This is a genomic window from Nonomuraea soli (assembly GCF_013761175.1).
GTDB lineage: Bacteria > Actinomycetota > Actinomycetes > Streptosporangiales > Streptosporangiaceae > Nonomuraea > Nonomuraea soli.
This window is the reverse complement of sequence record NZ_JACDUR010000007.1, coordinates 421,579-444,186: the sequence shown is the minus strand read 5'-3', so window position 1 is coordinate 444,186 and position 22,608 is coordinate 421,579. Positions and strand designations below refer to the sequence as shown.

17 protein-coding genes and 1 pseudogene are annotated in these 22,608 nt (G+C 70.5%); 12 read left to right on the top strand and 6 right to left on the bottom strand.

From position 1 onward, the window contains the following. Positions 1-612, bottom strand: a pseudogene (locus HNR30_RS34635) (SurA N-terminal domain-containing protein); the annotation flags it as partial. A 19-nt stretch (positions 613-631) separates the two neighbouring features. Beyond that, entirely contained in the window at positions 632-4,114 is a 3,483-nt protein-coding gene (gene mfd / locus HNR30_RS34630; protein ID WP_181614312.1) for a transcription-repair coupling factor, read from the bottom strand. A 148-nt stretch (positions 4,115-4,262) separates the two neighbouring features. On the opposite strand from mfd, the gene HNR30_RS34625 reads away from it, so the two are divergent. Further along, positions 4,263-4,970 carry a methyltransferase domain-containing protein gene (locus HNR30_RS34625; protein ID WP_181614311.1) on the top strand — a complete coding sequence of 236 codons (708 nt, stop codon included), beginning with the start codon at positions 4,263-4,265 and terminating at the stop codon, positions 4,968-4,970. Here the strand turns inward: HNR30_RS34625 and HNR30_RS34620 are convergent. Both HNR30_RS34620 and HNR30_RS34615 read right to left on the bottom strand, forming a co-directional pair. After that, positions 4,967-6,169, bottom strand: coding sequence for a hypothetical protein (locus HNR30_RS34620; protein ID WP_181614310.1), 1,203 nt, complete (start codon positions 6,167-6,169; stop codon positions 4,967-4,969). The genes HNR30_RS34625 and HNR30_RS34620 overlap by 4 nt on opposite strands. Then, positions 6,166-6,675 (bottom strand): SigE family RNA polymerase sigma factor, encoded by a 510-nt coding sequence (locus HNR30_RS34615; protein ID WP_181614309.1) that lies wholly within the window; start codon positions 6,673-6,675, stop codon positions 6,166-6,168. Before HNR30_RS34615 ends, HNR30_RS34620 begins: the two co-directional genes overlap by 4 nt. Positions 6,676-6,806: 131 nt before the next feature. Here HNR30_RS34615 and cysC point away from each other — a divergent pair, with 131 nt between their 5' ends. The 8 genes from cysC (at position 6,807) to HNR30_RS47010 (ending at position 16,224) form a co-directional block, all read left to right on the top strand. Next, positions 6,807-7,985 (top strand): adenylyl-sulfate kinase, encoded by a 1,179-nt coding sequence (gene cysC, locus HNR30_RS34610; protein ID WP_181614308.1) that lies wholly within the window; start codon positions 6,807-6,809, stop codon positions 7,983-7,985. Further along, the gene (locus HNR30_RS34605) at positions 7,973-8,857 is read left to right on the top strand and encodes a sulfite exporter TauE/SafE family protein (RefSeq protein ID WP_181614307.1); all 885 of its coding nucleotides are present in this window, start codon (positions 7,973-7,975) and stop codon (positions 8,855-8,857) included. Before cysC ends, HNR30_RS34605 begins: the two co-directional genes overlap by 13 nt. Before the next feature lie 76 nt (positions 8,858-8,933). After that, a complete protein-coding gene (locus HNR30_RS34600; protein ID WP_181614306.1) occupies positions 8,934-10,598 on the top strand; it encodes a LamG-like jellyroll fold domain-containing protein in 1,665 nt (554 codons plus the stop codon). A gap of 51 nt (positions 10,599-10,649) precedes the next feature. Further along, positions 10,650-11,195 carry an RNA polymerase sigma factor gene (locus HNR30_RS34595; protein ID WP_181614305.1) on the top strand — a complete coding sequence of 182 codons (546 nt, stop codon included), beginning with the start codon at positions 10,650-10,652 and terminating at the stop codon, positions 11,193-11,195. Positions 11,196-11,214: 19 nt separating this feature from the next. Further along, complete coding sequence (locus HNR30_RS34590) at positions 11,215-12,069, top strand: cupin domain-containing protein (protein WP_181614304.1); 855 nt, start codon at positions 11,215-11,217, stop codon at positions 12,067-12,069. Continuing rightward, positions 12,066-12,920 (top strand): ABC transporter ATP-binding protein, encoded by an 855-nt coding sequence (locus tag HNR30_RS34585; protein WP_312894834.1) that lies wholly within the window; start codon positions 12,066-12,068, stop codon positions 12,918-12,920. Before HNR30_RS34590 ends, HNR30_RS34585 begins: the two co-directional genes overlap by 4 nt. Beyond that, a complete protein-coding gene (locus HNR30_RS34580; RefSeq protein WP_181614302.1) occupies positions 12,917-14,503 on the top strand; it encodes an ABC transporter permease in 1,587 nt (528 codons plus the stop codon). Before HNR30_RS34585 ends, HNR30_RS34580 begins: the two co-directional genes overlap by 4 nt. Continuing rightward, positions 14,494-16,224 carry a pectin acetylesterase-family hydrolase gene (locus HNR30_RS47010; protein WP_220134316.1) on the top strand — a complete coding sequence of 577 codons (1,731 nt, stop codon included), beginning with the start codon at positions 14,494-14,496 and terminating at the stop codon, positions 16,222-16,224. The genes HNR30_RS34580 and HNR30_RS47010 overlap by 10 nt, the downstream gene beginning before the upstream one ends. Positions 16,225-16,258: 34 nt before the next feature. Here HNR30_RS47010 and HNR30_RS34570 read toward each other — a convergent pair whose 3' ends face one another. Both HNR30_RS34570 and HNR30_RS34565 read right to left on the bottom strand, forming a co-directional pair. Further along, positions 16,259-17,698 carry an ATP-binding protein gene (locus HNR30_RS34570; protein ID WP_220134315.1) on the bottom strand — a complete coding sequence of 480 codons (1,440 nt, stop codon included), beginning with the start codon at positions 17,696-17,698 and terminating at the stop codon, positions 16,259-16,261. Positions 17,699-17,878: 180 nt separating this feature from the next. Beyond that, entirely contained in the window at positions 17,879-19,018 is a 1,140-nt protein-coding gene (locus HNR30_RS34565) for a glycoside hydrolase family 26 protein (protein ID WP_246379896.1), read from the bottom strand. Positions 19,019-19,252: 234 nt separating this feature from the next. Between HNR30_RS34565 and HNR30_RS34560 the strand changes: the two genes are divergently transcribed. The 3 genes from HNR30_RS34560 to HNR30_RS34550 are packed head-to-tail and all read left to right on the top strand — an operon-like array spanning position 19,253 to position 22,603. Further along, a complete protein-coding gene (locus tag HNR30_RS34560; RefSeq protein WP_181614301.1) occupies positions 19,253-20,443 on the top strand; it encodes a YveK family protein in 1,191 nt (396 codons plus the stop codon). Beyond that, a complete protein-coding gene (locus HNR30_RS34555) occupies positions 20,440-21,711 on the top strand; it encodes a hypothetical protein (RefSeq protein ID WP_181614300.1) in 1,272 nt (423 codons plus the stop codon). Before HNR30_RS34560 ends, HNR30_RS34555 begins: the two co-directional genes overlap by 4 nt. Continuing rightward, complete coding sequence (locus HNR30_RS34550; RefSeq protein ID WP_220134314.1) at positions 21,704-22,603, top strand: protein kinase family protein; 900 nt, start codon at positions 21,704-21,706, stop codon at positions 22,601-22,603. Before HNR30_RS34555 ends, HNR30_RS34550 begins: the two co-directional genes overlap by 8 nt. Positions 22,604-22,608: the final 5 nt, after the last annotated feature.

Sequence of the window (22,608 nt, the reverse complement as noted above, 5' to 3'; positions counted from 1 at the left end):
TCAGCCCTGCGGCGGCTGCTGCGGCTGCTGTTGCACGGAGGTGAGCTTGCCGAAGCGGCCGGTGTCGACGAAGGTCTGCTGCTGGCCGTCGTAGGTGCCGTAGCGGGGGTTGAAGGCGACCCTGATCGAGTTGAACTCCTCCTGGATCTTCTGCATCGCCTGCTGGTTGTTCGCGCCGCCCAGCTGGTCGATGATCTTGTAGACGCCCAGCTCGGCGCGGATGAAGCCGCGCGGGTCTGCCGGGTCGAGGCCCTTGGCCAGGAGGTTCATCTCGGGCGTCTGCATCTGGCCGGGGTTCTTCAGCGCCGTGTCGACCTCGGCCTCGGAGATGGCGACCTGGTACTTCGCGCTCAGCTGCTGGAAGCGCGCCTCGGTGACCATGCGCTGCAGCACGAACTGGTTGAGCGGCACTCCGAGCTGCGACGGGTTGATCTTCGCCCGCTCCAGGGCCGCGGAGTACGCCCTGACTTCCTGGTTCAAAGCGCTGGAGGAGATGCGGTCCTGGCCCACGACGGCCGCGGCCCCGGCCTCGACGGGCTGGGAGCACGCGGTCAGCGCAATCCCGGCGGCGATTGCGACACCGGCCACTCGAATCGACTTCACGTTGGTCCCTTTCCGAACAAACCGCGGCTTAGCTTACCCGTGCGGGCTCGAGGAACATCGCCTCGACCAGGTCGCCGCACCACTTCAACAAGGCCATGTCGCGGAGCGGCTGCCCGCCGACCGGCTTGGTCTTCGGCACGGGAACCAGCAGAGTCTCCGCCGCCTGCTTGTAGATCGCCGTCTTGTAGAGCCGCTGCAACCGCACCTGCTGGGATTCTCTCAGCACCACGGGACCGAACTTGATGTTGGTGCCCTGCAGCACCACATCGGACAGGCCCGCCTTGCGCGCGGCGATGCGGAACCTGGCGACCTCCAGGAGGTTCTCGACCTCGAGCGGCGGCTTGCCGTACCTGTCGGTCAGCTCCTCGCGCACGGCGACGATGTCGTTCTCCGAGGCGATGGCGGCGATGCGCTTGTAGGCCTCCAGCCGCAGCCGCTCGGAGGTGACGTAGTCGTGCGGGATGTGGGCGTTGATCGGCAGCTCGACCCGGACGTCGGGGCGCTCCTCGACCTCGGGTTCGCCGGTGAGCTTGGCCTTCTGCTCCTGCACGGCCTCGGCCATCAGCCGGACGTAGAGGTCGAAGCCGACGCCGGCGATGAAGCCCGACTGCTCGGCGCCGAGCACGTTGCCGGCGCCGCGGATCTCCAGGTCCTTCATCGCGACGTACATGCCCGCGCCCATCTCGGTGTGCTGGGCGATGGTCGCCAGCCGCTCGTGCGCGGTCTCGGTCAGCGGGCGCTCCGGCGGGTAGAGGAAGTAGGCGTAACCGCGCTCGCGGCCACGGCCGACACGCCCGCGCAGCTGGTGCAGCTGCGACAGGCCGTAGTTGTCGGCCCGGTCGACGATCAGCGTGTTGGCGTTGGGCACGTCGAGGCCCGACTCGACGATGGTCGTGGAGACCAGCAGGTCGTACTCGCGCTCCCAGAAACCGACCATGATCTGCTCGAGCTGGTGTTCGTTCATCTGCCCGTGGGCCACCGCGACGCGCGCCTCGGGCACCAGCTCCTTCAGGCGGGCGGCGACCTTGTTGATCGAGGCGACGCGGTTGTGCACGAAGAAGATCTGGCCGTCGCGCATCAGCTCGCGGCGGATCGCCGCGGCGATCTGCTTCTCGTCGTACGGCCCGACGAAGGTGAGGATCGGGTGGCGCTCCTCCGGCGGGGTCAGGATCGTCGACATCTCGCGGATGCCGGTCAGGCCCATCTCCAGGGTGCGCGGGATCGGCGTGGCCGACATGGCCAGCACGTCGACCTGGGTGCGCAGGTGCTTCATGGCCTCCTTGTGCTCGACGCCGAACCGCTGCTCCTCGTCGATGATGATGAGCCCGAGGTTCTTGAAGCGCACCTCGGGGTTGAGCAGGCGGTGGGTGCCGATGACCACGTCGGCCTTGCCCTCGCGCAGCTCCTCGAGGGTCTGCTTGACGTCGGCGTCGGTCTGGAAGCGCGAGACCGGCTTGACCACGACGGGGAAGTTGGAGAACCGCTCGGTGAAGGTCGACATGTGCTGCTGCACCAGCAGCGTCGTCGGCACCAGCACGGCGACCTGCTTGCCGTCCTGCACCGCCTTGAAGGCCGCGCGCACCGCGATCTCGGTCTTGCCGTAGCCGACGTCGCCGCAGATCAGCCTGTCCATCGGGACCGGCCGCTCCATGTCGCGCTTGACCTCGTCGATCGCCTCCAGCTGGTCGCCGGTCTCGGCGTAGGGGAAGGCGTCCTCCATCTCGCGCTGCCACGGCGAGTCGGGCGCGAAGGGGTGGCCGGGCGAGGCCATGCGGGCGGAGTAGAGCCTGATGAGCTCGCCGGCGATCTCCTTGACCGCCTTCTTCGCCCGCGACTTGGCCTTGGCCCAGTCGGCGCCGCCCATGCGGTTGAGCGTCGGCGCCTCGCCGCCCACGTAGCGGGTGACCTCGTCGAGCTGGTCGGTGGGGACGTAGAGCCTGTCGCCCTTGGCGTACTCGATGACCAGGTATTCGCGCGTGGCCCCCTGCACGGTGCGCTGCACCATCTCGACGTAGCGCCCCACGCCGTGCTGCTCGTGCACGACGTGGTCGCCCACCTTGAGCTGCAGCGGGTCGACCATGTTGCGCCTGCGCGAGGGAAGCCGCCGCATGTCCTTCGTCGAGGCCTTCTGGCCGACGAGGTCGAGGTGGGTGAGGACGGCCAGCTCCGGCGTCACGAAGCCGTGCTCCAGCAGGCCGGTGGAGACCAGCACGACACCGCTGGAGGGCGGCCGGTCGATCGACTCCTCGAGCCGCGCGGGCACGTCGACTTCCTTGAGCAGGTCGACCATGCGCTCGGCGGGCCCGTGGCCCTCGCTGAGCAGCACGATCGCCTTGTCCTGCGCGAGCCACTCCTTGATGTCGCCGAGCGCCTTGCGGGTGTCGCCGCGGTAGGCCTCGCTGTCGTGGGCGTCGAGCTCGATGCCGTTGCCGAACGGCGCCATGCTCCACCAGCCCTGCCCCAGGGCGTCGGCGTGGTCGCGGATCTCCTCCAGGGTGCGGAAGGCGGCCGCGCCCAGGTCGATCGGCGCCTCGCCACCGGCGGCGGCGTTGATCCAGGAGGCCTCCAGGAACTCCTGGCTGGTGCGCACGAGCTCCTCGGCCCTGCCCCTGATGCGCTCGGGGTCGCAGACGAAGACCGCGGCGTCCTTCGGCAGGTGGTCGACCAGCAGGTCCATCTCGCCCGCGAGCACCGGGGCGAAGGCCTCCATGCCCTCGACCGGCGACCCCTCGCCCATCTGGTCGAGGACCTCGGCCAGCGAGGGGTGCTCCTGCGCCAGGGCCCTGGCGCGCTCGCGCACCGAAGCCGTCAGCAGCAGCTCGCGGCACGGCGGAGCGAACAGCCCGTCGGAGGCCACCTCCAGCGAGCGCTGGTCGGCCACCTTGAACCAGCGGATCTCCTCGACCGTGTCGCCCCAGAACTCCAGCCGCAGCGGATGCTCCTCGGTCGGCGGGAAGACGTCGAGCAGGCCGCCGCGCACGGCGACCTCGCCGCGCTTCTCGACCATGTCGACCCGGTGGTAGCCGTTGTCGACCAGCCGCGTCACCACCTCGTCGAGGTCGGCGTCGTCGCCCGCCCTCAACCGGATCGGCTCCAGGTCGCCCAGGCCCTTCACGATCGGCTGCAGGAGCGCGCGCACGGGGGCGACGACCACCTGCAGCGGGCCGGCCGACAGGTCGCCCTCGATCGGGTGGGCGAGCCTTCTGAGCACGGCCAGGCGCTGGCCGACGGTGTCGCTGCGCGGCGACAGCCGTTCGTGCGGCAGCGTCTCCCAGGCTGGGAAGACCGCCACGGTGACCGGGTCGATCAGCGACGACAGCGCGGCGGCCAGGTCCTCGGCCTCCCTGCCGGTCGCCGTGACGGCCAGCACGGTGCGGCGGCCCGCCAGGGCGCCCACCGCGAACGGCCGCATCGGGGCAGGCGCGATGAGCGCCACGTCCCCCTCGGACGACAGCGCGCCGGCCAGTTTCTGGTCAGCGGAGACGAGATCAAGAAGACCGGAAAGACTCATGCCCATAGCCCCACGACGGCAACACGACCACCCCCGGCCGGGACGGACACGGGGGTTTGTGCTTCCCAGACTAGTCTCTGCCCCCGACAGTGAGGTGAGGTGGGGGAAATCCCTCACGAACGGCGGTTATGAAGTTACTCTGAGTGACATGTCTGAGCTGCGGGTAAGAGGAGACGTCTTCGGTCAGCGCATCCGCGAGCAGTACACCGAGCAGCTGGGACGGCGGCTCGACCTGCTGGTGGCCGGGTGCGCACGGGAGCACGGCCTGGTCCTCGACCGGGTCGAAACCCGGATCTCCGGTGTCGACGACGACATCGAACAGGTGCGCGCCGCCCTGGAGCGCGGCACCGACGTCGAGTCGTGGAGCCTGGGCGATCTGCGTTCCGTGCCGATCCCGCCGCGCTCCTTCGACGTGATCTTCGTGCACTTCCTGCTGGAGCGCATCCACCACACGGAACTGGTGCTCGACCGCATGCTCAACGGGCTGCGGCCGGGCGGGCTGCTCCTGCTGCGCATGCGCGACCGTTCGAGCGCCTACGGGTTCTGGGACCGGATCACGCCGTCGTGGTTGCGCCGCCTGGCCTGGCCGTACCTGACCGGAGACGACGGCGCCGGGCCGCTGCCGGCCGTCTACGAGCCGGTCACCTCGCGCGAGGGCATGCTGGCGTTCTGCCTCTCGCGCGGCCTGATGGTCACCGATTCGGAGACGGCCACGAGCGGACCGGCGATGGGACGGCTGGGCTCCGCGGCCGTAGGACTGGTCTCGCGCATGAGCCGGGGCCGTTACACCTCGGCTCATGACGAGGTCGTCATGGTCATCCGCAAGCCGCAGAACCACTTCGCCCGGTTGATCTAGCGGCGGGTCAGCACCGGGTTCCAGCGGCCGTCATCGCCCTTCTGGTAGGTGGACAGCTGGGTGACCTGGGTGCCGTCGACGCTGGTCACCACGATGCTGCTGTGGAACTCGTTCTCGCACTCGCCGTAGCAGCCCAGGCCGATGATGTTGTCGTTGTCGGCCCACGCCCACTGCTGCAGCAGCTTCTGCCTGCCCAGTTCCTTGCCGTCGCGGTCGACGACCGGAGTGGGCAGGCCGTCGCCGGTCAGCCGCTTGGTGCCGTCGGGCGACCAGATCGGCTCGTCCCGGTAGGAGTCGGCCTGGGCCTTGTCGGGCGCCTCCGCCGGCTGGCCGTCGGCGGTGAGGTAGACCTTGGCCGGCTGGGTCGAGGTCGGCTGCCAGAGCAACGTGCCGTCGACGCTCCAGCCGAGGTCCTGGCGGCGGTTGCCGTTGAAGGGCTTGCCCTCGGGGTCGCCGACCTGGTTGTCGGGCATCGACGGCAGGGCGTGGTGGTCGGCCTGGCCGGTGGCGGCGTCGACGATGTAGTAGCCGGTGCGCACGGGCTTGCTCACGTCGGGGTGCTGGCGGCCTTCTCCCTGCACCATGTCGGGGTAGTCGGAGTAGGTGGTGGCCAGCACCTTCGTGCCGTCGGGCGACCAGGCGACCGAGCCCGCGGGGTTCTGCAGGTCGACCCAGCGCAGGATCTGCCTGGTCTTCATGTCCATGATGCCGAGGCGCGTGCCGAGGTCGGGGCCCTCCAGCACGGCGGCCAGGTGCAGGCCGGGGGCGACGTCCACCCAGGCCCAGTCGGTGCGCTCGTAGCCGCCCGTGCGCGGGTCGTAGAGCGACCACGTGCGGTGGAACGGGTCGCCGTTGCTGGGCCCGGCGTTGATCGTGTAGTACGCCGAGACGGCGTACTGCCCGGCGGCGATGAGGGTCGCCGGCGGATTGTTGTCGACGTCGGCCTTGATGTCGCTTTCCGGCTCCGGCCTGGGCGGGAGCGTCACCTCGACGCTCACGGTCGCCGCCGGGTCGGGCGCGGCGCGCTCGGCGCCCGGCACGATCACCAGCGCCACGGCGGCAGCGGCGGCCACGGCGACCGCGGGAACGATCCAGATCATCGGCCGGCGGCGCTTCTTCAGCGCCCGTGCGGCCAGGTCGTGCGGGACGCGGGCCTCCCCGGCCCACTCTCCCAGCGTCTCGCGCAGCAGGTCGGTCATGACACGGTCTCCAGTTCCCTGGCAAGTTCGGGTGACAACTCGCGGAGCCTGGCCAGCGAGCGGTGCGCGGTGCTGCGCACCGTGCCGACCGAGACGCCCAGCTCCTTGGCGACCTCGGTGTCGGGCAGATCTTCGAAGTAGCGCAGCACGAGCACCGTGCGCTGACGGGGAGTGAGCTTGGCCAGCGCCTCGCGCAGCACCATGCGCAGCTCGCTCTGGTGCGTACGGTCGAGACCCGGGCTTTCTGGCAACCGCGCCTGCACCACTTCCGGCCGCCGCGACGCCGTACGCCACCAGCTGATCTGCTGGCGGTACATCACCTGCTTGACGTAGGCCTCCGGCGTCTCGACCCGCTTCCACTTGACCGCCAGCTTGGCGAGCGCGGCCTGCACGAGATCCTCCGCCGCGTGCTGGTCACCGCCCGCCAGCAGGTAGGCCAGGCGCATCAGCGCGGGTGAGCGCGCGGAAACGAACTCGCGGAAGCCCCGTTCGTCTGCGGCGTCCACGATCACCTCCAGGGGAGTTTTGCTTTGGACACCCTTCCAGACGCCCTGTCGGCCCTCCCGCTATGCCTGCCTTCCGTAAGACTTGGATCACAAGCTAGAGTGTTTCCTACCAAGCTGATCGGAATAGTTGGATGATGCACACGCCAGACGCCCGCGAGCTCGCCGACCTCGAGCTGCTGCTCAACGGCGCCTTCGCCCCGCTCACCGGCTTCATGGGCCACGACGACGCCCACTCCGTCGTCGAGCGCGGCACGCTCCTCGACGGCACGCCCTGGCCGGCTCCGATCACCATCGACCTGCCCGACGACGCCTCGGGCGACGTCACCCTCCTCGACCCGGAAGGCGCACCGCTCGCCGTCCTGACCGTCGGCACCGGCCAGGTGCGTGCCCTGGGCCGCATCGAGCACGGGCCCTTCGCCCGGCTCCGCCGTACCCCCGCCGAGGTCCGCAAGGAGCTCGACGGGCGGCCCGCGCTCGTCGTGACCATGCGCGGCCCGCTCGACTCCGTCGAGGAGATCAAGGAGACCGCGCGCGAGCTAGGCGCCGTCGTGGTCCTCATGCCCCTGGCGTACGGCGAGGCGGGCCCCGGCATCGTGCGCGCCGCGCTCTCGGCGGCCGGCAAGCTCGACGCCATGGTCGTGGCCGTCCCCCTGGCCCCGCGCGAAGACCAGGAGATCGACCTGGAGCTGCGCGAACACGTCGCCGAGGCCTACGGCGCCACCGAGCACCTGGCAGGACCCGCGCCCATCACCCTGCCGGGACCGCCCCACCGCCGCGGCCTGGTCGTCTTCTTCACGGGCCTGTCCGGCTCGGGCAAGTCCACCATCGCCCGCGGCCTTCGCGACTCGCTGCTGGAGCTCGGCGGGCGCACGGTGACCTACCTCGACGGCGACGTGGTGCGGCACCTGCTGTCCAAGGGGCTCACCTTCTCGCGGGAGGACCGCGACCTCAACATCAGGCGCATCGGTTTCGTCGCCGCCGAGGTCGCGCGGCACGGCGGCCTGGCCATCTGCGCCCCCATCGCGCCCTACGCCTCCACCCGCGAGGAGGTGCGCGAGATGGCCGAGTCGGTCGGTGCCGACTTCCTGCTCGTGCACGTGTCCACACCGCTGGAGGAGTGCGAGCGGCGTGACCGCAAGGGCCTGTACGCCAGGGCGCGCGCGGGAGAGATCCCCTCGTTCACCGGCATCTCCGACCCCTACGAGGAGCCGGACGACGCCGACCTCGTCATCGACACCACCGGAGTGTCCATCGAGAGCGCGGTCACCCGCGTGCTCGACGCCTTGCGTAGCGGAGGATGGATTCGTTGATCGACTTCCCCCTCGTCGTCGGCTCCTTCCTGGTCGCGATCATCGTCGGCCTGACCGGGATGGGCGGCGGCGCGTTGATGACGCCCATGATGATGCTGTTCTTCAACGTGCCTCCGCTGGCCGCGGTCTCCAGCGACCTGGTGACGTCGGCGTTGATGAAACCGGTCGGCGGGATGGTGCACCTGCGCCGCGGCACGGTCAACCTGCGGCTCGTCGCGTGGTTGTGCGCCGGGTCGGTCCCCACGGCGTTCTGCGGTGTCTTCCTCATCCGCGCCTTCGGGACGGGCGAGAGCGTGCAGCAGGCCGTCAAGGTGGCGCTGGGCATCGCGCTGCTGCTGGCGGTCGCCGGGCTGATCGCCAAGATCCTCATCGGCGACAGGGGCGGATCGCTGGACGCTCAGGAGATCTCCGTGCGCCCGATTCCGACTCTACTGGTCGGCATGGTGGGCGGATTGGTCGTCGGCGTGTCCTCGGTGGGGTCGGGGTCGCTCATCATCGTCGCTCTGCTGGCGCTGTACCCGGCGCTGAAGGCCAACCAGCTCGTGGGGACCGACCTCGTCCAGGCGGTGCCGCTGGTGGCCTCGGCGGCGCTGGGCCACCTGTTCTTCGGCGACTTCAAGCTCGACCTGACCGTGTCGCTGCTGATCGGGTCGATCCCCGGCGTGTACCTGGGCGCCCGCGTCTCGGCCTGGGCGCCCTCGGGGATCATCCGGGCGCTGCTGGTGTACGTACTGCTCGCCTCAGCGATGAAGCTCCTGGGCGTCGGGAACACGGCGACGTTGTGGATCCTGGCGGCCGCCGTACCGGTGGGCGTGCTGGTGTGGAAGGCCGGGGTGGCCAAGAAGAAGAGGGAGCCCGCCGGGGTGGGCTGAAGGCTGTCGTCCAGCGTCCGTACAGGCTGAGCGGCGACACTCGTATCACCAGGCAGCATCCGCTCAGGGAGACTCCGTGACTCGATCTCTTCGTGCTCTCGTCCTGCCCGTCGCCATGACCCTCGCCTTGGGACCACTCACCGCCGCCGACGCCACCACGCGGAATCCACCGGGCCTGGTCGCGGCCTACGGCTTCGAGGAGGGATCGGGCACGACCATCGTCGACTCCTCTGGACACGGCAACCACGGCACCACCGCGGGAGCGCAGTGGGTCGACGGCCCCTTCGGCAAAGCTCTCCGATTAGGGAACCACAGCCCTCAGCTCGCCCAGGTGGTCGTCCCTCACTCGCCCAGCATGCGACTGACCACTGGGATGACTCTGGAAACCTGGATCAGGCCCACCACGCCGGCCGATCTCTACGCCTTCGTCAGGGACGAGCCCAGCTCGTCATACTTCATCAGCGTGACGTCGATGGACGACCCGTACATGATGCCCCGCACCTGGGCCGGGCTCTTCGACGAATACCTCGGCGGTCCTCACGCCCCACTGAACGTCTGGACACACGTAGCCCTCACCTACGGCGACCGGCTTCTCCGCCTCTACTTCAACGGTCAACTGGTCGGCGAACAGGCCACCATCGCCGACCAGATCACGGCAGCGGACGCGCCCCTGCTCCTGGGAACACTGTTCGACCCCGAGCAGCTCACCAGCCCACCATGGCTCCTGGACGAAGTCCGCGTCTACAACCAGGCGTTGACCGCCGAGCAGGTCCAGGCCGACATGCGCAGAGCCGTCAGCGGCGCCGTCTTCGCCGGCCCACCGCCCACGTCGCCGACCCTCAGCGGCACCGGCGGACAGGGACGCGCCACACTTTCCTGGACAGCGGCGCAGGACGTCCTCGGAGCGCTCTACCAGGTGCACCGCTCGACGACCGCCGGATTCACGCCGTCACCTGCCACGCTGGTCACCACCGTCAACGCGCTGAACCATGTCGACACGGAACCCGCGCCGGGAACGACGTACTACAAAGTGGTCGCCGTCGACGCCGTCGGTCACGCCACGCCTTCGAACACCATCACGGTCGCCGTCACCCCGATCACCTCCGCGCTGGTCGCCGCCTACGGCATGAACCAGACCTCGGGGACCACCGTCACCGACGCGTCGGGCAAGTCCCACCACGGCACCGCGGTCGTCCCCATCACCTCGGCGCCCGGCAAGTACGGCAACGCCCTGTCCTCACCCGCGAACTCCAGCAACTACATCCGGGTTCCCGATCACGCCGACCTGGACCTGACCACCGCGGTGACCCTTGAATACTGGTCCAAGCTGCCTCCTGGCTGGGCTCGGACCTGGGTGAACAAGAGCAGCACCAACACGCAGAAGTGCTGCTACCGCCTCGGGTGGAGCCAGCTCTCGAGCGGGGCGAGCGCGTCTTCCAGGGTCGACATCCATCCTGAGTGGAACGTGAGCGTTCAGCTCGACAACCGGGATGCGCGTGTCCCAGCCGACCAATGGCACCATGTGGCTCACACGTTCGACCGAGGTGTCGCCCGCCTGTACGTCGACGGGAACCTGGTCGATCGCTTCGATGACTACTCGCCGTGGACGCGCATCGAGGTGAGCACCGCCCCACTGGAGATGTACACGGAACAAGGCGGGCTGCTGGACGAGGTGCGCGTGTACAACATCGCCCTCAGCCAGGCGCAGATCCGGCACAACATGACGGTGCCGGTGGGGTGATCCGCGAGACCCGGTGTGAACCGATGCGCGACCTCGTTCCGATGATGGGGTGTGAGCGCCTTACCTGAACCGAGCGACGCGGAGTTGCTGGCCGCAACGGCGGCCGGCGACCGCGCCGCGTTCGAGGCGCTGTACCGGCGCCACCAGCCGTGGCTGGCGGTCCGCCTGCGATACCGGTGCCCCGACGCCGCGCTGGTGGACGACGCCGTGCAGGAGACCTTCCTGGCCATCTGGCGCGGCACGGCCCGCTACCGCGAGGGCGGCGACGTCGCCGGATGGCTCTGGCAGATCGGCTTCCGGCGGCTGGTCGACGCGATCCGCGGGCAGCGTGCCCGTGACCGGCTCCTGGGCTTGCTGGCCGGACGCCGCTGGAGCAGTGCGCCCTCGGCGGAGGAGGAACTCCTGCTGGGCGTCGAGCACGGCGACCTGGCCGGAGCGCTGGCCCGCCTGTCCCCCGAATTACGCGCGGTCATGCAGGCCACGGTGCTCGACGGGCTGAGCACGCACGAGGCGGCGGCCCTGCTCGGCATCCCGGTGGGCACGGTCAAGACCCGGGCGATGCGCGCCCGCCGGCAGTTGCGCGAGCACCTGGCATGACGACTCCCGGAGGTGGGCGATGAGCGCCGACGACTGGCACGTCTCCGACGACGACCTGCGGGCCTACGCCGGCGGTACGGCACGGCCGCCCTGGTCGTGGTCGACCGAGGCGCACGTGGCCGCCTGCCCGCGCTGCCGGCAGCGGCTCGCCCAGCAGGCCGACCCGTCCGAGGTCCACGCGGGGTGGGCCCGGCTGGACGCCGAGCTGGACGCCCCGCGGCCCGGCCCCGTCGAGGCGCTCCTCCTGAGAGCGGGCGTCGCGGAGCACACCGCGCGGCTGCTGGCCTCGACACCTGGACTGCGCAAGTCGTGGCTCATCGCGGTGGGCTTCACACTCGCGGTCACCACGGGTGCGGCGCACCTGAGCACGTGGATGACCGTCCCGATCCCCCTGCTGGCCATCGCCCCGCTGCTCCCCCTGATCGGTGTGGCGATCTCGTTCGGCCCCCGCGTGGACCCCAGCTACGAGCTGGCCGTCGTCGCCCCCTTGCACACCTTCCGCCTGCTGTTGCTGCGCTGCGCGGCGGTGCTGGTGACGACCATGGCACTGACCGCGCTGGCCAGCGTCACCGCGCCCTCCTTCGGCCTGGTGGTGCTCGGCTGGCTCGCGCCGTCGCTGACGCTGACGTTCCTGAGCATGGCCCTCCTGCCGAGACTCGGCCCGGTCGCCGCCCCCGTCGCCGTGGGAGTGGGCTGGCTGGCCCTGCTGGCGGTCACCGTCCAACGCGCCACCGGCGAGTCGGTCCTGTTCACCGCGCCCGGCCAGGCCGGGCTCGCGGTCGCGGCCGCCGTCGCCGCACTTGCCCTATGGAAGGTGCGCGCCGCCTTCGACACCGGTCGCGTCGCCGACCCCAACACGAGGAGGACGATGTGACAACGGTTCAGGCGGAGGGACTGTCGCTGCGGTTCAGGCGAACCACAGCCCTGGAAGAGGTGTCGTTCACGCTGGACGACGGAGTCACCGGCCTGCTCGGGCCGAACGGGGCGGGCAAGACCACGCTGCTGCGCATCCTGGCCACCGCGATCCCCGCCGACGCCGGTCGGCTGCGCATCCTCGGCGCCGACCCGCGCAACGCCGCCGGACGGCTGGCCGTACGGCGCCGCCTGGGCTACCTGCCGCAGAATCCCGGCTTCCACCAGCACTTCACCGCCTTCGAGTTCGTCGACTACATCGCGATTCTCAAGGAGATCGTGGACGGCAGGCACGACGAGGTGCGGCGGGTGCTGCACGCGGTCGGCCTCGACGACCAGCGCGGCAAGAAGATCAAGGCCCTGTCCGGCGGCATGCGCCAGCGCGTCGGGCTGGCCGCGGCGCTGCTCGACGATCCGGCGCTGGTCATCCTCGACGAACCCACCGTCGGGCTCGACCCCGAGCAGCGGCTGCGCTTCCGCGAGCTCATCGCCGACATCGGCGAGGGACGCACGGTGCTGCTGTCCACCCACCAGACCGAGGACGTGGCCACCCTGTGCCGGCGCGTCATCGTCCTGAACCAGGGCCGGATCCGCTTCGACGGCGAGCCCTCCGAACTGGCCGGCATGGCACGCGGCCGGGTGTGGACCAGCCAGGCCCGCGCCGAGGGAGCGCTCGCCGGATGGCGCACCGGCAACGGCGACTTCCACAACATCGGCGACCCGCCTCCCGGCGCGCGCCTGGTCGAGCCGAGCATCGAGGACGGGTACCTGACGGTGATCGACGCCGCGGCCCTCGCAGGACGCGCGTCATGACCACGACGCTGACGCGGCCCTCTTCCTCAGAGGCAGCCCCCCGGCGCGCCGTCCTGGCCCTGGCCCGCATGGAGTCGGCACGCCTGCTCCGCCACCCGGTCACCGTCGCCGCGACCCTCCTGCTGGCCGTCAGCTGGGTCTCATCCTGGTTCACGATCGCGACCACCCGCTACCCCGTGCTGCAGGAGCTCGACCGCGACAGCGCGATGGGCATGATGGTGCTGCTCGGCGGCGCCGCGCTCGTCACCGGCAACCTCGCCGTCCTGCGCACCCACCGCGACGGCACCACCGGCCTGAGCCAGGTCCTCATCCTGCCCGACCATGCGCGCACCCTCGCCCACCTGCTCGCCCTGCTCCCCCTGACCGCCATCGGCGCCGTCCTCATCGCCGCCCGCATGGCGCTCCTGGCCCTCCTCGCTCCGGCCGCCGGCCGGCCCGACCCCTACGAGCTCGCGGCAGGTCCGGCCGCCGTCCTGCTGCTCGGCGCGCTCGGCGTCCTGCTCGGCCGGCTCACCCGGTCGGCCGTGGCCGCGCCCCTGGCCCTGCTCGTCCTGCTCGCCGCCCTCGTCGCCCTCGAACCGATCACCAACGGCGGCGGCACCGCCCTCTGGCTCGCGCCGCAGGGCGGTGCGGCCCTGGAGATGCCGGTACCCGCCTCCCTCATGGCCCGCCCCGCCGGGCCGCACCTGGCCTACCTGCTGGGCCTGGCCGGCCTGCTCGCCACCGCCGCCGTCCTGCGCGCCGGCGCCCGCGGCGCCCGGGTGACCGTGGCCGGCGCGCTCGCGCTGGCCTGCGCGGTGGCAGGCGGTACGGCACAGCTGTCATCGCCGGGCAGGGACGTCGCGGCGGCACGGGCCTCGGTCATGAAGCACCCGTCGCAGCACGAGACGTGCCGGGAACTCGGGAACGTCACCTACTGCGCCTTCGAGGGATTCGGCGCCTGGATCCCCGCCTGGGACACGGTCGTGCGGGCCGTCGTCGCCCGGGTGCCCGCGCCGGCAAGGACCGCGCGGCTGACCGTTCGCCAGCGCATCGCCGTCCCCGCCTTCGACAGCGCCAGCCGGCCGGGGCAACTGCTCGACGCCTGGCGAGCCGACGACGCGGCCGCCGGCACCCCGGGGGCGGTCGGCGTCGGCACCCACTGGGGCGACGGCGCCGCCGCAGCCGACCTCGCGGCGCAGGTCGCCTACCGCCTGGTCACCGGCAACCGGGTCGGTGACACCGTCGAGGCGAGTCAAGCGGACCGTGACGGCACCGTCGTCTGTGGCGGCAGGGGCGTGCTCGTCGCCTGGCTGACCGGTCAGGCCACCCCGTCGGCTCTCACCGGCCTGCACCACCGGGCCGAGGAATCGCGCGGCGAACGCGGCGGCGTGTCCTTCTACGAAACCCACCTGTTCCCCACCGTGCACGTACCCGCCCCGGAGCTCGCCATCGCCACGCAGGCCCTGTCGCGCCCCCACGCCGACATCGCAGCCCGCGTGCAGCAGTCATGGCCCACCCTCACCGCCCCGGACACCACCGCGGCCCAGACCGCCCAGCTCCTCGGCGTGCCCGCACCGGCCACGGACACGGCATGCGGATGAGACTCGCGACCGCCCTCCCGCTCCTGCGCTCCACCGCCCGCGCCATCACCTGGTGGCCCCTGCTGATCGGCGCGGCCCTCGGACCGGCCATCCTGCTCGTCCCCACGGCCCTGGACGCGACGCTCACCGCCACCCACGTGACGACACTGACCCGCATCGCGGCGACGTGTCTCGCGCTCGGGGCGGCGTTCGTCCTCGACGACCCCGCCGCCCGCAGCACCCCCACGGTGCCCACCTCACGGCTGGCCCGCAACCTCCTGCGGACCGCGCTGGCCGTACCGATCGCCGTTTTGAGCTGGGCCCTCACCCTCTCACTCGCCAGCGCGGGCGATGCCCCACTGGCCGCCGGCGCCCTGCCCGCCGCCGCCCTGCCAGTCGGCGCGTTGACGCTGGAGGCGGCGGCCCTCCTGGCCATCGCCCTCGCCCTGGCCACCCTCGCCCAACGGCGCAACACCGACGGGCACGCCGGCGTCGTCGCCGCACCGGCCACGCTCACCCTCGCCGGCGCCGCGTGGCTCCTGCCCCACCCCGTGGCCCTGACGCTCTCCCCCGGCGACCCGTCGTGGACCCAGTCGCACCACCGCTGGGCCGTCGTCCTCGCCGCAGCACTGATCCTGTTCCTCTGGTCCGGCTACGAAGGCCGGTCACGGCGGCTCGTCACCGTCGCCATCGTCCTGCTGACCGCGGGCACCGCCTTCACCCTGCGCACCGACCCCCCTGCCCCCGTGGCCACCCCGGCCTGGACCCAGATCGTCCCCGGCGGCGACTGCCAGTGCGCCGACGGCACCCGCTTCTCCTTCTGGGAACGGCAGGCGGACCCGGCCAAGGTCGTCCTGTTCCTCAACGGCGGCGGCGTCTGCTGGGACGCCCGCATGTGCGCCTTCACCGGATCAGGCGGCAAGAACGACCACTACAACTGGAACGACCAGAGCGGCGAACGACCCTACGACCAGAACGCGGGCTTCTTCGACCTCACCCACCCCGGCAACCCGTTCGCCGGCTACTCGATCGTCTTCGTCAGCTCCTGCACCGGCGACGCGCACCTCGGCGACACCGCCCAGACCTACTCGCCCACGCTGACCGTCCAGCACCGCGGCCGCGTCAACGGCGCCGCCGCCCTCGACCACCTGGCCTCGCGCTACCCCGATGCCACCCAGGTCGTCGTCATCGGCAAAACGGCGGGCTCGGTCGCCGCGCCCCTCTACGGCGGACTCGTCGCCGACCGCCTCCCCCGCGCCCGGGTCACCGTGTTCGGCGCCCAGTCCGGGGCCTGGCCCGACAACCCCGGCTTCAACGCCGAGGTCCTCGGCACGGCCTGGGGCGCCTACGCCGCCGCCCCCGCGTGGGCGGTCGACGGTCTCGGCGTGCGGGAGTGGGGGGTGCCCCGGTTCTGGTCCCAGACCGCCCGCCACGCGCCCGGAGTGGTGCTGTCCCGCTTCGACTACGCCTTCGACCCGGCTGCCGCGGTGGAAGTGACCCGGTGGATGCCCGGCGACCCGCCGGACCTCCTGTCGATCATCGACGCCAACGAGGCGGCGGTGGAACGGGCGGGGGCGACGCTGCACAGCTACACGGCGCCGGGGAAGCGGCACGGGCTGTTCGAGCTCGACCGGTTCTACGAGCTGGAGGTGGGCGGGGTGCGGCTGACCGACTGGCTCACCCGGCTCGTCAACGGCAACCAGCCGAGCGACGTGCGGTGCGACACGTGCGATCAGGAGTGATGGAGGCCCCTGTGATTCCCGTACCCGCCGATGCTCAGCAGCCCTCGTAGAGGCGGGCCAGATCCACCAGTTGAACGGCTCCGTTGCTCGCGTCCGCATGAGTCCGCAACTCGCCGGTGAACCCCGAGCCGCTGAAGAGACAGGCGACCGGCTCCAGCTCCAGCAGTTCCGCGGCGCGGCGGATCCTGGCCAGGTGCGCCATGCCCATGCGCTCACCCCATTTAACCTCCCCCAGCGCGAGTATCCTGCGAGCCGGATCCCGCACCACGATGTCCAGTTCGATCTGCGATCTGCCGGACCGATCGTTGATCACGCCGTAGGTGACCGTTGCCTGCTGTCCTCCGAAGGTGTCGGATGAGGCGAACTGCGCGGCCCATACGCGGCAGATGTGCTCGAAGGCAGGCCCCATGACCTGCGACGAGAATGTCGCCTGACTCTCCTGCCAGACCTGCGCGGCCCGCTCAGGACGGTAGAGGTCGAGCCGCGACCAGTTCGGATAGACGATGGCGTGATGGAAGCGCACCAGGGAGTCGGCGATCTGATAGCGGGAGCGGTTGGCACGGAACGCGTCCTCCGCCTGGAACAGGAAACCGCCGTCCTGCAACCCCTTCAGATAGTGGCTCAGGTCCACGACCGGCTTGCCGACTCGGCGGGCAATCGTGCTGACGACATGATTGCCCTCCGCCACGGCGGTCAGGACGGTGCCGTACATGCCGATCTCCTTGAACGACGTGTCCTCGCTCAGCAACATCCGCGGCTGACGGAACAGCATGTTGTTGGCGTTGAGCAGGTTGGCCGAAACCCACCTGTCGAGGTCGGTAGGCGTTCCCGAGGCGTACTCGATGTAGGCCGGAGTCCCGCCCACCAGGGCGAACAGGATGGCCGCCAGCCGGTGATCCTGTTCGACACGCCAGAAGGCGGCCGCGGTCCTGAAGTCGAAGGCGGGCACGAAGAGACTGAGGACGGCTCTGCCGTAAAGAGCCGCGGACCCGGAGACGAGCTGGGACATGAAGGAGATGGAGGATCCGCAGAGAATCAGCCGGGTCCTGGACTCCCGCCTCGCCATGCCTCGCGGGGAGAGGGCGTGCTGGATGATCGACGGCAACTCGGGGGCCGAGGTCGCCATGTAGGGGAACTCGTCGAGGACCACGACCAGCGGCTCGTCTCCGTGACCGAGACGGAAGAGAGCCTCGACCGCGTCGTCCCAGGTGTTGAGTGCCGGGGCGAGCCCGCCGGTGTGCCGGGCGATGGCCTGTCCGAGGCGGAGGAGGTGCTCCGTCTTGGGCATGTTCTCCGGGACCGCGAAGTACAGACCCCCGGTCTGCTCACACAGGGTTTCCAGGAGGAGGGTCTTGCCCTGCCGTCGGCGGCCGGACACCACGCCGAGGGTGGCGCCCAGCCTGGAGTCGACGGCGAAGTCCGCGAGCGCCTGCCACTCCTGCTCCCGGCCGAAGATGAAGTCTGGCTTCTGCATCGCGTCTCTCGTCATCTTTGTTAAGTGCACTTTTATAAAGCGCACTCTATCAAGTTGACGACAGGCCGGGCGGCACCCTCAACAACGGACGGACACTGCCAGAGGCCCTCAGCCCGAGCAGGACCGGGGGCGGGTGGGTGGGCGGGCGGGGGGCGGGGCGGGCGGGGAAGGGGCCAGGGTTCAGGGCCGGGGGACCTTGGTGAGCCGGAAGTGGGCGTCGGTCGCCAGGGTGGCGAAGGCTTTGGCCGCGGCGGGGTTGACGTCGAAGCGGGTGTCGCCCCGGGGAGCGCGAGGCGAGTCGAAATACACCAAAGCCTTGATCTGCGGATAATTGCGGATCTGCGCCCTCACACTCCCGAAGAACTCCGCCTTGAATCCCGGCTCCCCACGCCTCTCGAAAACCCCCCATTCCGACACCATGATCGGTTTCCCCGGAAATCTCGACTGCATCCACCGATAAAACCCCGGCCACTGCGCGAAATCCTTGCGCGTCTTGTTCACCAGCCCGTCGAAGTCGCGCACCCGCGCATCGGCGTAAGGGTCCATCGCCACCCAGTCGACCACGTCGTCACCCGGGTACAGCTGCTCGAACCATGACCGGGAGGCCCAGTTGGGCGCCCCCATGTAGGTCATCACCGTGACGGCGTTGCGCACTCCCTGCTGCCTGAGCCGCAGCACCACGTGGCGGAACATCGCCGCGTAGTCGCCGGCCGTCATCCCCGACCCGGGGGTGGCGTCGACGTCGTCCTCGGGCTCGTGGTGCACGGTGAGGAAGAACCGCTCGGGGAACCGCTCGACGATGTGCGCGGCGAGCCGGTCGATGCGGGTGTCGAGCGCTCCGGCGGCGATCTCGGCCCAGGTGTGGTCGAACGAGGGTTTCCAGTTGATGAGCAGCAGCCGGGCGTGCTCGGGGTCGCGGGCCAGGGCGATCTCGCGCTCGGTGGGGAACAGTTCCTTGGTGCGGTGGTAGACGTGCAGGATGTCGGCGGCGCGCCCCATGCGGCGCTCGGCTCGCTCCAGTGCGCGTGGGGTGCCGAGGCCGGTGAAGATCTCGGGGGCGATGCCCCACCAGGCGCCGCACGACGGGATGAGCTTGGCGGTGGCCGCGCAGGCGGGGGCGGCGGAGGTGCGGGTGGGCGACTCGGTGCGCGCGCCCTGGGCGCCGGAGCAGCCGACGAGGGCCATGACGAGCGACAGGGTCAGCAGGCGGAAACGCCAGCGGGTCCGGGCGAAGCGGCGCCGGGGGGCGGAGGCGCCCACCGCGGGGGCGCAGCAGATGGGCCCCGGCTCTCGCGAGCGCGCGAAAGCGACATTACGCAAAAAGCTCCTGGAAACCATTGTTTTGAGCCCCCTTGACCAGCACCCGTGTCGCTACTTTCGCATACTCCGGTGACACAAATAACAAAGCGCAAAAACCACCCATCTCGAAATATCGGGACAAGCCAGGTGGGAGGACAGAGAAAATCTTCTGTATTGAGTCAGGGAAATGCCGGTCCACCCTATAGTGACCCAGAGTCGCCATCCGACAACACACCGTACGGAGACCGTCCCTCCATGACGCAGCCGCAGGGCACCGATCTGGCCGAGCATCTCGCGCTCCTCCGCAGGCGCAAGCTGCTCTTCTCGGGCTGCCTGCTGCTCGGCGTGATGACCTCGGGAGCCCTCTGCTACCTGCTCCCGCCCCAGTACACGGCCACCACCCAGGTCCTGGTCGCCCCCACCGGCGTCCAGGAGCAGAACAACCAGGTGACACCCCGCCAGCGCGAGTCGCTCAACCTCGACACCGAGGCCCAGATCGCCCAGTCGGCCGTGGTCAGGTCCAAGGCCGCCCAGGCGACCGGCAGCACGACGATCGCACCTCCCGCGATCACCGTCCCGCCCAACTCGGCCGTGTTGTCGATCGCGGTCACCACCGGCGACCCCGCGGCCGCCGCCGCGCAGTCGAAGGCCTACGCCGACGCCTACCTGGCCAACCGCACCGAGACCGCCGAGGCGGAGCTGGCCGCCAGGCTCAAGACGCTCTACGCCAAGCTGAAGCAGGTCAACAGCAGCCTCGGCGACGTGGTCGAGGACATCGAGAAGCTCACCAAGGGCAGCGCCGAGCGCACGATCGCCACCCACCGCCAGAACGTCCTGAGCCGCCAGGCCGCCTCGCTGACGGCCAAGTACGACTCGCTCAAGACGGTCGCCGTGACCCCCGGCACGGTGATCAGCCAGGCCGTGCCCCCGGCCGAGCCCAGCTCCCCCAGCATCCCGATGCTGCTGGGCACGGGACTCATGGCCGGGCTGCTGGCCGGGGTGGGCACCGCCTACCTGCGCGACCGGCTCGACACGCGGCTGCGCACCGCGGCCGACGTGGAGCGCCTGACCGGGCTGCCGGTGCTGGCCGACTTCACGGGCGACGTCGACCTGCACGACCTGACCTCCAGCCTGGTCGCCTCGTGCCCGGACCAGCGGCTCCTGGTCAGGGCGGTGCCGAACCGGCCCCACGAGCCGCTCCCTGTCGAGCTGGCGCTGCTCGACGGCTCGGACGTGCGCGACCTGTCCAGGGCGGACGCGGCGATCCTGCTCATCACGCTGCGCCAGGCGACCTCGCAGCAGGTGGCGGCAGCCGTACGGCATCTGCAGAGGCACCGGGTATCGGTCGTCGGAGTCGTGGCGCATGGCGCCTCGCCGGCGCAGGTGGACAGCGCGCCCAAGGCACTCGAAACGGTCCCGATCCCCGTGGTACCGGACTCCCCGTGAGGGGCCCGGCCTGGCCGATCGCGGCGCTGCTCGTCGGCTATCCCGTCTGGTGGGCGCTGGGTTTCGGCGGTCTGTCCGTCGTGGTGCTCGCCGTACCGATGGCCTGGATCCTGTGGAAGCGCCGCCCGATCAAGCTGCCCAAGGGCTTCGGCCTGTGGATGCTCCTGCTGGCCGGCTACCTGATCAGCGCGCTCATGCTTGACGAGATGCCCCCGGGCACCTACGGGGACCTCGGCGCCGGCCGGGTCGTCGGCTACCTGATGCGCCTGTCGCTCTACACCGCCCTCCTGATCATGGTGCTCTACCTGGGCAACCTCACCGAGGACGAGCTTCCCCAGCTGCGCCTGGTCCGCATGCTGGGCGTGCTGTTCGTCACCACGGTGGCCGGCGGCCTGCTGGGCATCCTGATGCCCACGCTGCAGTTCACCTCGCCGGTGGAGCGGCTCCTGCCCGGCTGGATCAGCGGCAACTCGTTCGTGCAGAACCTCATCCACCCGACGGCCGCGCAGACCCAGAAGGTGCTGGGCTACGCGATGCCGCGTCCCGAGGCGCCGTTCGAGTGGGCCAACGCGTGGGGCAGCAACCTGTCGGTGCTGCTGGTCTGGTTCGTGGTCGGCTGGTGGGTGTACGGCGGGCGGCGGCGCAGGAGCGCGGCGATCGCGATGTGCGCGCTGGCCTCCGTCCCCGTCGTCTACTCCCTCAACCGCGGCCTGTGGATCGGCCTGGGCCTGGCGGTCGTCTATCTGATCGTCCGCGTCGGCCGCACCCGGCTGGCGCTGGTCGCGGCGGCGTCGATCGGGGCGGCGGTGTTCATGCTGAGCCCGCTGGCGAGCCTGGTCGGCCAGCGGCTGGACAACCCGCACAGCAACGACATCCGCGGCTTCACGGTCTCCAGGACCATCCAGGCGGCGGCGCACTCAGCGGTGATCGGTTACGGCAACACCCGCAACGCGCTGGGCAACCACCGCTCGATCACCACCGGCAAGACCACCTGGTGCCCCGACTGCTCGCATCCGCCGCTCGGCAGCGACGGCCAGTTGTGGCACCTGCTCATCACTCAGGGCTTCACCGGTGCTGCCCTGTATGTCGCGTTCTTCCTGGGCGCGATCCGGCGGTACTGGACCGACCGCAGCCCGATCGGCCTGGCGGGCGTGCTCGTCATGCTGCTCGTGCTGCTCTACATGTTCGTCTACGACGGCCTGGTCACTCCGCTGAGCCTGTATCTCATCTCCTTCGCCCTCCTTTGGAGGAATCAGGCGCATGATTAAAGACGCCCGTATCCGCCTGCGCTACCTGCGGCAGACGATCAGCCTGCTCTACCCCGGCCCAGGGGACGAGCGCGCCTACTCCCTGCTGCCGCATGCCGTACTCCCCCGCAGGCTCGCCCCGCGCCGCTGGTGGCACGCGGTGCTCGGCCCGCAGGTGACGCTCGAGGTCGAGGGGTCGATCGAGAGCTACCTGAGCGAGGTGTTCGGCACCTCCATCAGGGTCGTCATGCATGTACGGCCGGCGAAAAGGGCCAACCGCAAGCCCATCCTGGAAGCCTACGACGGCTCCCAGCGGGTCGCCTTCGTCAAGATCGGCGAGACGCCGCACACCCGCGAGCTGGTCGCCCACGAGGCCGCGACGCTCGCCAAGCTCGCCGACCTGCCGCTGAAGACGGTCGTGACGCCATCGGTGCTGCATCACGGCTCCTGGCACGACCACGAGGTGCTGGTCCTGTCGCCCCTGCCGATCAGGCACGCGCCCGTCGGCGGCGACCTGCTGGCCGCCGCGGTCGAGGAGATCGCCGGGACCGGGCCCGGCGCCTGGCACGGCGACCTGTCGCCCTGGAACATCGCCCCCACCGGCGACGGACGGCTGCTGGTGTGGGACTGGGAACGCTACGCGCTCGGCGTGCCCCTCGGCTTCGACGCCCTCCACCACCTGTTCAACCGCTGCCTGCGCCGGATGGACCCGGCGACGGCGGCGCGTGCCTGCCTGGCCCAGGCCCCCGGTGCGCTCGAACCGTTCGGGCTGTCGGTGGCCGAGGCCAAGCAGGCCGCGATCGGTTACCTCATCACGCTGGCCGACCGGCACGCGGCCGACGGTCACGAGCCGCTCGGCCCGCCTGAGCGCTGGCTCAACCCGCTCGTCGATCATCAGGAGTTGCTCGTTTGAACGCC

Bases quoted from the DNA above. Each gene is read 5' to 3' on its own strand.
- mfd (WP_181614312.1), bottom strand. From the start codon at position 4,114: ATGAGTCTTTCCGGTCTTCTTGATCTCGTCTCCGCTGACCAGAAACTG.
- HNR30_RS34625 (WP_181614311.1), top strand. From the start codon at position 4,263: ATGTCTGAGCTGCGGGTAAGAGGAGACGTCTTCGGTCAGCGCATCCGC.
- HNR30_RS34620 (WP_181614310.1), bottom strand. From the start codon at position 6,169: ATGACCGACCTGCTGCGCGAGACGCTGGGAGAGTGGGCCGGGGAGGCC.
- cysC (WP_181614308.1), top strand. From the start codon at position 6,807: ATGATGCACACGCCAGACGCCCGCGAGCTCGCCGACCTCGAGCTGCTG.
- HNR30_RS34605 (WP_181614307.1), top strand. From the start codon at position 7,973: ATGGATTCGTTGATCGACTTCCCCCTCGTCGTCGGCTCCTTCCTGGTC.
- HNR30_RS34590 (WP_181614304.1), top strand. From the start codon at position 11,215: ATGAGCGCCGACGACTGGCACGTCTCCGACGACGACCTGCGGGCCTAC.
- HNR30_RS34580 (WP_181614302.1), top strand. From the start codon at position 12,917: ATGACCACGACGCTGACGCGGCCCTCTTCCTCAGAGGCAGCCCCCCGG.
- HNR30_RS47010 (WP_220134316.1), top strand. From the start codon at position 14,494: ATGCGGATGAGACTCGCGACCGCCCTCCCGCTCCTGCGCTCCACCGCC.
- HNR30_RS34570 (WP_220134315.1), bottom strand. From the start codon at position 17,698: ATGCAGAAGCCAGACTTCATCTTCGGCCGGGAGCAGGAGTGGCAGGCG.
- HNR30_RS34560 (WP_181614301.1), top strand. From the start codon at position 19,253: ATGACGCAGCCGCAGGGCACCGATCTGGCCGAGCATCTCGCGCTCCTC.
- HNR30_RS34550 (WP_220134314.1), top strand. From the start codon at position 21,704: ATGATTAAAGACGCCCGTATCCGCCTGCGCTACCTGCGGCAGACGATC.